This is a genomic window from Shewanella sp. 10N.286.45.A1, assembly GCF_041470405.1.
GTDB lineage: Bacteria > Pseudomonadota > Gammaproteobacteria > Enterobacterales > Shewanellaceae > Shewanella.
In genome coordinates this window covers 34553-45455 of record NZ_JBFRMK010000035.1, presented here as the reverse complement: position 1 = coordinate 45455, position 10903 = coordinate 34553, and the positions used below count along the sequence as shown (strand labels likewise).

The window sequence follows — 10903 nt, the reverse complement described above, 5'->3', positions numbered from 1 at the left end:
TAATGCAATTGGTATTAGTGCCCCTTTTTAATTGCATATAAATATGATTAGTTTGAGTTTTTTGCGTGAATGACTAACCCGTAATAACGGTAGTAAGCGATAAGATTGCTGCTTATAAATAGGATCTCCATCACCACCGCTGCCGGTGAGCCTAAAACAATATTGTTGACCAGCCAAATGCTAGTACCGATGAGCATAAACTGACGCAGTCGTCGGTCGTTTTGACAAAATGCAGCGATAGTTTGAAGCGAGCTCCCAACAAAACTTAGCAAACTTAATACACCGGAAAAGGTTAGTATGAATACTAAGGCATTTAAGCAGAGAAATAGACTCATGACCCGCTTGGAGTGAGTAAAGATAGTGACAAAGTATCGGAAAGTTGCCAGTAACATTAATGCTGTAGCAGTCCACTGTTCTAGGAGTGCGAAATGGCTGGTAATGAGTACGCCTGAAATAGATAAACAGGCCACTATTTTTTGTTTTTGTTTAAATTGAAATGACAGAATATCGAATAAAATAGCGATAACAATGAAGCACTGTGAAAGAGTATAAGCGGACATACTGTAGCCTTAGTTTTATAAGCTTGTAGATACAAGCTTTTCAATCCTCTAAGGCTAAGCAGGTCGTCTGTTATAGTCATTATCTTAAGTTAATTTATCGCTCTTTTACTTGGCTTTATTGGAGGGGCGGGACTTTAATCTAGACAAGCTCACCGGAGTTATCCCTATGTAACTGGCTAGCTGAATGTTATTGAGTTGCCTAACCCAGTTAGGCCTGTATTCGGTTAGGAATCGATACCGTTGCTCAGGTGTATTGAGTAACAAGAAGGCTTCTTTCTGTTCTTTATAAATTAACTGTTGGCTTAGTAACGCAATCTTGACTGTTTGCCATTTCGGTTGAGACAGAAGTCTTATAGGAAACTGTAGGATCAATGCATCTTCTAAAACCTCTATTTGATACTGGGCGGGTTGCCCTGTTAACCAACTGGAATAGAGAAAACAAAGCTCATTAGTAAAATAAAACTCTTTAGACAAATCACTGCCATTATCGCTATAGTGACAAGCCTTTAAGATGCCAGAGACGACAAAAAATACATGGTTTTGAATTTCACCTTGGCGTAATAAAATATCACCGCAACAAACGGACAAGCTTTGTGCTAAAGACTGCACGCTATTGGTGGCTAATACTTCATCTAGTCCAAGTTCATTTAAAACGCTGGACAGAATCACTAATGATTCTTTAGGTGGGACCGATGTTGACCCCCTATGGATTAGATTACTCAATCGAAAAACACTCCTTATTGGCATCATTCAATTAATGAACCAGCATCTATTAATGCTACTTTCTGCATCAACGTGAAGATTTACAAATGGTGTATTTTGACACAGTTAGTGTTGAATCGGTGATAACTCATTGTCTACTCAGCAACGAATATTAAATAATACAGAGAGGTAGTCACCTGTTTTACAGGTTTTTGTTGTTTTTATGTTGCGATTTTGTTTTGGTTTTGTTTCGGTTTAAGTTGTTTGGCTAAGAATGTAACAAAATGTTTGGCTTTTTGGATTTATCCTGCTAGGTATAAAAGGGCACCCACTCAAGAAAGGATAATCTATGAGTCGAAATAGCCTGTTTAGTCGTACTAGTATAATGCTAACCGGAGCCCTAGTTACTTTGGGTTTATTCATCTTTATGTCACAGCTAGTCAAAACGGATCAAGTCTCTAGCGGGACGCCAACGGTCGCACCTGTTTTTCAAATTACTGCTGATATTCCTGAACCATTACCCCCCAAAAAAACTATTAGAATTGAGCCTAAACCCGTTGTGACAAAACCTCCTGTGATTACTATCCCTAACGGTGGTGACGGCGATGTCACGTCGATTGCTGAGATGACTCCACCTGTCATGCCACAAGTTATAGAGCAGTATACTCAAGGCCCTATTAATCAAGATGCATTGCCAGTTGTACAAGTGTCACCGCAGTACCCGATTGCAGCAGCAAGAGACGGTAAAGAGGGCTACGTGATCCTTGAGTTTGATATTAGTACTCTTGGCAGCGTCACTAATGTTAGCGTTTTAGATGCCAATCCAAAAAGAATTTTCAACAAATCTGCCGTACGGGCAATTAAAGGCTGGAAATACAAGCCGAAAGTCGTTGAAGGTAATCCTGTCACGCAAACAAAGCAGCAGGTGAGACTGGACTTTACCTTAGATAAAGCGCAGTAACATTGTGTGATAGCCGCTAACGACATCAGTGAATATCGATGCCGTTAGCGCAACAAATTAACTCATGCTGCTATGCGGCCTTAGTTAGCTTAACGATCTAATTCAAAGGTAAATTCCATGAAGCGGCTTTCATCATTGAGTGGGCTCAAATAGCTGTTGTCCATTTCATTCATAGCCGCTCTTAATTTTCGCCATTCATTGAGCGGCTTATAGCCGCTGTAGCCTCGAAGAGAGACTCGCAGTGCAGCGCTGTGTAATGATGCTAACTCAGCTTCTAGTGCTTCAGTTAAGTCAAAGTCTGGGATCTCACCTGAGACGCCACCACTGAATATCCACTCCGCTGAACCTGTATCGATTGCTCCAAGCAGTGCAATGCGGGTAAATGCAATATTGTTATCAGCGTTGCTGAAGTCGTATTGATATGGCAGCTGATTACTGGCAAAGGAAGTCAGCACTTTGTATAGGGCATCAGTAAAGTTATTGCTGAGCTCCCAAGGTTGTAAGTCGTTGGTAATTTCGCCTTCACTGTCTACTTTAGTGTAAGAATATGTATAGAACTCAGCGGTAGCGTTGCCGACATGGGCTTCGTCGAGCTCATGATAGCGAACATAGTTATTGCTGGTTAACCCTGGATAGATAAAGACAGGAACATAGCCTCCATGCAATAAATTGGTGTTGCTCCACCCCTCCTTGGCGTATGCCCTTGTTATGTGATTGCCCCAATCGACATTAACCTCTACTCCGGGGCTAGTAAAGTCCTCTAAAGTGAGCGACAAATTATTCACATTGGATAGGTTAATATCTCCTGCCATACTGGAGGAATTATCTGCTGCAATAAGCTGAATGCTTATACCATCATAATTATCACACCAGGTTTTACTCATAGATGTCGTGCCGGAAGTCAATTGAAGGTAGCTACTACCTATGTATAGACTGCTATCAGGGGCTTCATTGATGAGCTGTTGCAGGTCAATATCAACCTTATGGCAGTTGCAACCTGCTTGGTCGTTGAAAGCAAGAAAGGGGATTTCACCTAAGTCACCAGCTTCAACATCAAGCTCAGTGATGAGATAAAGGTTTTTGCTACCGTCGGTATAATAGTCATCACCGGCCACGGTGACGTGTTTAGCATTTGATGGCCAATCTACTTGCAGTTGACCTTGCTGGTCGGTGGCATACTCGTTAATCACATCACCAGACTGATTATGGAACAGAACTTTAATATTGGCGATGGGGGACTCTACGCCACAATAATTGTGCTTAACGGTCTGCAGGCTAAGTTGCTGCTCTTGCAGTAGTGCGCTACTACCGCCATCACTACCGCCGCCACAAGCAGCTAAAAGCCCTACAATTGCAAGGCTACAGGTCCCTTTAACAAAATTCATTTTATTCCCTTTATTGGTATTATTTAATTTATGGCCGCACAGGCCGAAAGCCGCTAACATAGAATCGAGATTGTTTTTTGCGCTGATATTAGCTCGAAATGATGATTTGATAAAAGGAGGAAGAAGTAAGTTGAGCAAAAGTCATTACGACTTTTCTGATCGAATTAGCAAGGTGTTGAGGAGTATTTCTACCTGTGACTCGCTAGCAGCTCGCTGAGAAAATTAACTGTCGCTATTGCTAACCTCACTTCACTATGGCTCTTTATTAATCAGAGGAAGAGCCATAAGTGAAGGAGTATTCGCTGTGAGCAGGGATTAATTCATCTGACTTATTGCAGGTCGATTGTCACAACATTAGTGACGCCTGATGCTAATTGCACCATTCCTGTGGTATAGAAATCACCACTTTTAGCCTTAGCCTTTAGGTAATATTCGCCGCTATTAAGCATCTTAGCTCTGGTATCTAATGTAAGAATTGACTTCTTGTTCATCCAGCCATTCTCATCCATTGAATACAAGTATTGATTGCTTTCTAATGCTGCACCACTATCGAGATGATAGGCAACAAAACGCACCATTGTCATTCCATTAGGATTTTTCTCTGCCCTAATTGAGCGAATTACACCGTAATCCTTACTTGTTTTTCCTGTGCGATGTACGCTGATATCTTCAGATTCATTAGCATACTGCACAGGGCTATGTTCATAACCTGGAGCTGTAGTGGTGTTGGTCGTTGTAGCAGAACCAATGCTCGCTATGTCTGATACTGAGCTAGTGATGTTACGAATGTCGGTGCTTTTACAGGCAGCAAGGCTTAATACTGCTGCACATAGGAGTACTTTTTTCATTATTTAGTCCGTTAAAGAGGCTTCAATCCATGGTTAAATCTTAGTAAAACTAAGTAGTTAATTTTGCGCAGTGCTAAGGTAACAATCACTTAGGTAGGAGTCAATATAAGCTTATTATGGTTAATATTGATTTAAAGCAACTGAAGCAGGCTCTAAATCAATAATTTAACGCTCAGTAACTGGGTACTGATTACTAAAGAAATATAGCGACCCAGAAAAACTAAACCGCTTGAGGCGATAGAGTGTTGGATTTAGAGCTAATAGGCTGGCTTTTAGAGGCAAAAATAGCGAATACACTCCAAATTAACGCTATGACTGCGCATATAGTGAGAGGTTGCTGCCAGCTGCCGTTATGTTCATGAATCGCTCCCATGATAATTGGCCCTGTCGCGGCCAAAAGGTAACCTAAAAACTGTGCCATTCCCGACAGTGTGGCAGCTTGATGTGCCGTTTGGGTGCGTAAACTTATCAGTGCTAATGCGACAATAAAACCGCCTCCCGCGCCAAAACCAAATAACATTCCCCATACCATGGCGTAACTCGGCGCATAGATTAGGCCGACAATGCCAAAAAACGCCATGATGGTTAAGCTAAAACTCAGTAAGCGCTTATCTGTGACCTTTGCCATTAGAGGAATAAGTATTATTGCGGGCACAGCGGTGAACAGTTGCAGTACACCGTGAATGACCCCTGCTTGATGATGACTGTAGCCAAGCTCAACCAAAATAGTTGGAAGCCAACTGATAAAGATATACATCAAAAATGAGTTCAGCGCTAAAAACAAGGTGATGCACCAAGCATCGGTATTTCGCCATAGATAACTGTGGCCATCAAGCTCAGTGGAATCTTTGCTAGGTGCTGTATGGCTACGTAGTTGTGGTAACCAGACGAGTATGGCAATAACAGGGAAAATAGTTAGGCTAGCTAATGAGAACGCCCAGCTAGGTACGGCACTAATTGACAGCCTTGATGCTAGATCTGCTAATGGAATGGCTAAGCTGGCACTGAGCGCGGAACCGGCCCCCATCATGAGTACGTAAATAGAAGTCATAGTGGCAATCTTAGTTGGGAAATCACGCTTCATTAAGCTCGGCAGCAATACATTGGCAATAGCAATACCGGCGCCAATAATTACGGTACCAGAAAATAGTCCTATCGCATTGCCTATCGAGCGAATGACTAAGCCGATGGTCACTAAAATCAGTGATAGCATTAACGCTTGCTCCAGTCCCTGTTTACGACCAATTCTGGATGCGATAGGCGAGAAAAAAGCAAATGCAAGTAAAGGTAGTGTGGTCAGCATTCCAGCTTGGGTCGCTGATAAATTCAGTTCTAAGCGAATCAAATCAAGCAGAGGACCGATACCTGTGATCGGGCTTCTAAGGCTAAGCGAAATAAGTAGTACACCTAACATCAAAAAAGCGCCGCCAGTAAGACGAAAAGAGAGTTGTTTTGCCATGATGAGTTCCTCGAGCAAAAGAATGACTGTTTGGCAGTGAAAGTGGGCTAGATTACGCTTCATTTTTATTGCTGTATTGAGCTATAGTGACATTTTATATCTATAAACGGTCAAAGCGGTTGCAACAAATTAATTCGTTTCCTGTATTTGACTCAGATGCTTTTCCGCAAGATGTGGTGGCTTTAAGCATGTCAGGAGGAGAGCGGGATGCAGAAACACCACAACATCAGCATCGTAAGTGTCAGCTAGTTATCGCACTTAGCGGCTATGTAAAGTGTAAAATTGCCGATGCTATTTGGATGGTGCCTCCTAACAGTGCAGTGTGGATCCCTAGCCAACAGTGGCACAGCAATTTGATCTCCAGTAATGCCAATGTATGTATGCTATTTGTTGATCCTGACGTGGCAGGCATGCCAGAAAAGAGTTGTACCTTATCGATAACCCCATTGATAAGGGAGTTGACGATACATTTGACTCAACAAGATCAGGACTACCAAGCCGCTAGTGCTACAGCCGACGTGGCAAAAGTACTCATCGATCAATTACGGTTGATGCCGACAGCGCACTACGATTTTCCAACGCCGAGTGAACCAAGGTTAAAGTCAATTGCTGCGAAGCTGATTCAAGCGCCGGACGATAGAAGAACTGTCGGTGATTGGGCTAGAGCTCATGCCATGAGTGAGAGAACCTTAGCGCGACTCATCAAGCAAGAGGTCGGGCTAACCTTTGGCCGTTGGCGAGGGCAGCTGCATATCGTATTAGCATTGCAAAAACTTGCTAGTGGTGAGTCTGTTCAGCGTATTGCTGAAGAGCTAGGTTATGAATCTGTGAGCGCTTTTATTACTTTTTTCAAAAAAACGCTCGGTAAATCACCCAAGCAATACATTAAGCAGACTGATCCTTAAAGCAGTGCATTAGAGCTTGATCATTTCTTGATAATGGCCGCTACTTTCTAAACCACACATCTCATCATAAGCAGTTTGATACTCTAGCTGGGTTTGTTGGTAACGATGGTTGCGCAGCAGCTGCTTGGCTTGCACCAATGAATTAACGACTAAAATCTCTTCCTCTTCAGTAAGCTCAATGAAGTTTTTATTGGAATCGACTGCACCAACAAGATAATGGGTGGAATCTGCGACACCGATGATCTTGGGGACATTGGTTTGCTCTAACGCCTCTTGTTGCAGTGTGTCTGCTTTGCCGAAGTTTTTCATAGGTAGCTCCTTGTCTATTTTCAAGGTATACGTTTTCTTGGTGAAATTAGTTCACCTTTTAAACAGCTTTATGCGCCAGCAAGGTGATGTACTGGCAGACCAAGTTGATGCTAATAACCTTGGTTACTTACACTTACTTGGTTTATATGACTGGTTTTTGCTGTTTATTTGGCCTTATTAACCATGACTTTATTTGTTGGTTGAGGCATTGTATTGAGTGTCTAAATTAGACTTCTGCTATTCATTGCTTGGTTACGCATGAATGGGTAGAACTGGCATCATTAAAGAAAGGATAAGCAATGACGTTAATATGTCCGAGGATTGTGATTGTGGGCGGCGGCGCTGGTGGACTTGAGCTGGCGACTCAATTAGGGCGCAAGTTAGGTAAAAAAAAGTTAGCGCAGATTATATTAGTTGATAAGAATCGCACCCATATTTGGAAACCTTTGCTACACGAAGTCGCGACGGGCTCGTTAGATTCTGATCTTGATGGTGTCGTTTATTCAGCACATGCCGCTAAACATGGTTATCAATTCCAACTTGGAACCTTTTGTGGTTTATCGCCAGAAGATAAGTCTATCTCTGTAGCACCGATTACTGATGATAACGGCAAGGTGTTATTACCTGAACGCCAGATACAGTTCGATAAACTGGTGATTGCTATCGGCAGTGTCAGTAATGACTTTAATACTCCAGGAGTAAAAGATAACTGTTTTTTCCTCGACTCTCATCAGCAAGCGAATCGTTTTCACAATGCGCTTTTAGACAGCTTCACTCGGGTGCACCAATCAGATTCTATTAATGAGCTTAATATTGCGATTGTTGGTGGAGGCGCGACTGGGGTCGAGCTTTCTGCTGAGCTATATCATGTTACCGATCTTCTAAAAGTATATGGCCTGAGTAAAATGACGGCTGATAAGCTCAATATACATTTGATTGAAGCAGGGCCGAGGATCTTGCCTGCTTTGAGCGAAAGAATCGCTGGCTCTGCGCGTCATGAGCTCACTCAACTTGGCGTCTCAGTCAAAGAAAATACACGTATTAGCGAGGCAACTGCTGCTGGGTTTGTCACCGCCGAAGGGGTATTGATTGAGGCGAATTTGATGCTTTGGGCTGCAGGTGTAAAAGCCCCTGACTTTATCAAAGATATGCAGCTATTTGAGCTTAACAGAGCTAACCAGATTAAGGTTAAAGCCACACTTAAAAGCACTGTGAACGATGATATCTATGTGATTGGTGATTGTTGTGCGTTTGAACAGGCTGACGGCAGCTTTGTCCCACCTAGAGCGCAATCGGCGCATCAAATGGCACAATGTGCGGAAAAGAATATTATCAAGGACATGAATGCGGAAGCATTAATCGAATATGTTTATGTCGATCACGGCTCATTGGTTAATTTATCGCGCTACAGCACAGTGGGTAGCTTGATGGGGAATCTGACCAAAAGCAGTATGTTTGTTGAAGGTAAAATTGCGCGTTTCGTTTATATATCTTTGTATCGCATGCATCAAAAGGCCATTCATGGCACCTTTAAAACCATAGCATTATGGTTAGCTGAAAAGCTAATGAGAGTGGTTAGGCCAAGAATGAAATTACACTAGAGCATTAGATATTAATAATCCAGTCAAAATTACCGTTTAACGGAGGACTGAGGTACAGTAAGCGTAATAAGAATAGTTTATATTTCATTATAAGATGGACATTTGATGAGCAAACAAGTGATTGATTTAGGATTCGATTTCGATAATAGCTATGCCAATGAACTTGAGGGGTTTTATGTCTCTTGCCAAGGTGATAAAGCACCCACTCCGGAGTTGATAAAGCTAAACATTGCATTGGCTGAACAGCTAGGGATCAGCAATCAAGATCATGCTCAGTTAGCCGAAGTCTTTTCTGGCAGCGAAGCGCCCCTAGGCGCTGCGCCATTAGCACAAGTTTATGCCGGCCATCAGTTTGGTGGGTTTAGTCCGCAATTAGGTGATGGTCGCGCTTTGCTGTTAGGCGAAACTATCGACAAGTTTGGGCAACGCTTCGATATTCAGCTTAAAGGTTCTGGTCGCACCCAGTTCTCTCGCGGCGGTGACGGTAAAGCGGTACTTGGCGCAATTCTGCGTGAATACATACTGTGTGAAGCGATGCATGCGTTAGGCATTGCTACCACGCGAGCATTAGCGGTTGTAACCACGGGTGAGCCTATTTATAGAACGCGATATTTACCTGGTGCAGTGCTCACTCGGGTTGCATCAAGTCATATTCGGGTGGGGACATTTGAATACTTTGCTTCGCAAGGAGCCGAAGATAAAGTTAAGCAGCTGGCCGATTATGCTATTGCACGTCACTATCCTGAACTTAAACAAAGCCCGCAACCATACTTAGATTTAATCTGCGCTGTACGTGATAAACAGGCGCAACTCATCGCCCAATGGATGTTAGTCGGCTTTGTACATGGAGTCATGAACACAGATAACATGACCATAAGCGGTGAGACTATCGATTACGGCCCCTGCGCATTTATGGACGATTATGATGCTCGCGCGCTGTTTAGTTCTATCGATCAAGATGGGCGTTATAGCTATAGTAATCAGCCAGCGATGGCGCAATGGGATCTGGCCCGTTTTGCTGAAACATTGCTACCGTTAATCAATGACGATTCAGATAAAGCGATAGCCCAAGCCACCGATGCGATAAAAGCGTTTTGGGATCAATTTAAATCACATTGGCTGCAGGGGATGCGCGCTAAACTTGGTATGGTCGCCGAGCTTGAAGGTGATTATGAGCTTTGCGAACAATTACTGGCATCGATGCAAGGGCAGAAGGTAGATTATACTCAGCTATTTCGTTTGTTAGCTGATGATCTTCTGTCAGATAGCAATGAGGCTGAATCGCTGTTTACTGACTCAAGTTTATTTATGCAATGGAAACCGTTGTGGCAGGTCAGGTTGGCGCAAGAATCATTGTCTGCAAAAGAGAGCGTTGAGTTAATGAACACTGTTAACCCAATTTATATTCCGCGAAATCATTTAGTGGAATCTGCTATTGAAGCGGCAGAGGAGCGCAACGACTATCAACCATTTGAAGCACTTGTTAGTGTGTTAGCCAAGCCTTTTAGTAAGCAACAAGATAAACAGGAGTATGCTCAGTCAGCCCCAGCTAGCTTTGGAAAGTTCACCACTTATTGCGGCACTTAGCCTCTCCATTAAAGCTAAAAAAACCACGCAATGTAATGTTTCATTGCGTGGTAGTCGAGTACTAATGCCGAGTTGTGGGGTGAGGCATCAATCTAAAAACGCTAGCTCTAAGTGTGCTTTTTCACCTTTGACTTCGACTGCGACGCGATAGCTGTCAATGGCATCCTTCCACTCAACTGAATCTAGCTCAAGGTTGTACTTACCTGATTCTAATTCCGTAATTGCCATGGTGCAGTCGACATCGGCAATGCAGTTAGAATGGTTAGCTTGATGCCAGCCAAGCTTATATTTGACTGATGAACTGCCTTCTTTAGGGTAACCCATCAAGATTAAGTTAAAGGCACCTGCGTCGGTGACTAACTTTTCGTCATCGCCAGTCAGTGTTAATGCCACACTGCCTTTTTCTGCATCGACAGTTGTTAAGTTAACGCTCAAGGTTTCTGTATCATTAATTCCAATTGTCGATACCGGTGGCTCTACAGGTGGCTCTACTGGTTTGTTGTCGTCATCATCACTACCACAACCGAGTAAAAGCACAGAGCTGAGGCCGATAGCACAACATAGTTTAGTGTGTTTCATTATCATT

12 protein-coding genes are annotated in these 10903 nt (G+C 43.0%); 5 read left to right on the top strand and 7 right to left on the bottom strand.

Annotated features, from left to right (window positions below):
- Window positions 1–47: 47 nt before the first annotated feature.
- Both AB4238_RS03050 and AB4238_RS03045 read right to left on the bottom strand, forming a co-directional pair.
- Window positions 48–560 carry a YgjV family protein gene (locus tag AB4238_RS03050; protein WP_372031175.1) on the bottom strand — a complete coding sequence of 171 codons (513 nt, stop codon included), beginning with the start codon at window positions 558–560 and terminating at the stop codon, window positions 48–50.
- 105 nt (window positions 561–665) lie between these two features.
- Complete coding sequence (locus AB4238_RS03045; RefSeq protein WP_372031171.1) at window positions 666–1229, bottom strand: Crp/Fnr family transcriptional regulator; 564 nt, start codon at window positions 1227–1229, stop codon at window positions 666–668.
- Window positions 1230–1611: 382 nt separating this feature from the next.
- Here AB4238_RS03045 and AB4238_RS03040 point away from each other — a divergent pair, with 382 nt between their 5' ends.
- On the top strand, window positions 1612–2223 hold the full coding sequence (locus AB4238_RS03040; protein WP_372031168.1) for a TonB family protein: 612 nt from the start codon (window positions 1612–1614) through the stop codon (window positions 2221–2223).
- Between the two features lie 89 nt (window positions 2224–2312).
- On the opposite strand, the gene AB4238_RS03035 is transcribed toward AB4238_RS03040, so the two are convergent.
- From AB4238_RS03035 to AB4238_RS03025, 3 genes are all read right to left on the bottom strand, one after another.
- Complete coding sequence (locus tag AB4238_RS03035) at window positions 2313–3608, bottom strand: hypothetical protein (protein ID WP_372031166.1); 1296 nt, start codon at window positions 3606–3608, stop codon at window positions 2313–2315.
- Between the two features lie 329 nt (window positions 3609–3937).
- A complete protein-coding gene (locus tag AB4238_RS03030; RefSeq protein ID WP_372031163.1) occupies window positions 3938–4456 on the bottom strand; it encodes a hypothetical protein in 519 nt (172 codons plus the stop codon).
- Between the two features lie 220 nt (window positions 4457–4676).
- Complete coding sequence (locus tag AB4238_RS03025) at window positions 4677–5915, bottom strand: MFS transporter (RefSeq protein WP_372031160.1); 1239 nt, start codon at window positions 5913–5915, stop codon at window positions 4677–4679.
- A gap of 188 nt (window positions 5916–6103) precedes the next feature.
- On the opposite strand from AB4238_RS03025, the gene AB4238_RS03020 reads away from it, so the two are divergent.
- Window positions 6104–6820, top strand: a complete 717-nt coding sequence (locus AB4238_RS03020) for a helix-turn-helix domain-containing protein (protein WP_372031177.1) — start codon at window positions 6104–6106, stop codon at window positions 6818–6820.
- 9 nt (window positions 6821–6829) lie between these two features.
- Here the strand turns inward: AB4238_RS03020 and AB4238_RS03015 are convergent, their stop codons facing one another.
- Complete coding sequence (locus AB4238_RS03015) at window positions 6830–7129, bottom strand: DUF6482 family protein (protein WP_372031157.1); 300 nt, start codon at window positions 7127–7129, stop codon at window positions 6830–6832.
- 10 nt (window positions 7130–7139) lie between these two features.
- On the opposite strand from AB4238_RS03015, the gene AB4238_RS03010 reads away from it, so the two are divergent.
- The 3 genes from AB4238_RS03010 (at window position 7140) to AB4238_RS03000 (ending at window position 10317) form a co-directional block, all read left to right on the top strand.
- A complete protein-coding gene (locus AB4238_RS03010) occupies window positions 7140–7310 on the top strand; it encodes a hypothetical protein (RefSeq protein WP_372031154.1) in 171 nt (56 codons plus the stop codon).
- Window positions 7311–7428: 118 nt separating this feature from the next.
- Window positions 7429–8730, top strand: coding sequence for an NAD(P)/FAD-dependent oxidoreductase (locus tag AB4238_RS03005; RefSeq protein WP_372031151.1), 1302 nt, complete (start codon window positions 7429–7431; stop codon window positions 8728–8730).
- Between the two features lie 105 nt (window positions 8731–8835).
- A complete protein-coding gene (locus tag AB4238_RS03000; RefSeq protein WP_372031149.1) occupies window positions 8836–10317 on the top strand; it encodes a YdiU family protein in 1482 nt (493 codons plus the stop codon).
- 87 nt (window positions 10318–10404) lie between these two features.
- Here the strand turns inward: AB4238_RS03000 and AB4238_RS02995 are convergent, their stop codons facing one another.
- Window positions 10405–10896: a hypothetical protein gene (locus AB4238_RS02995; protein ID WP_371994492.1), complete on the bottom strand. Its 492-nt coding sequence runs from the start codon at window positions 10894–10896 to the stop codon at window positions 10405–10407.
- Window positions 10897–10903: the final 7 nt, after the last annotated feature.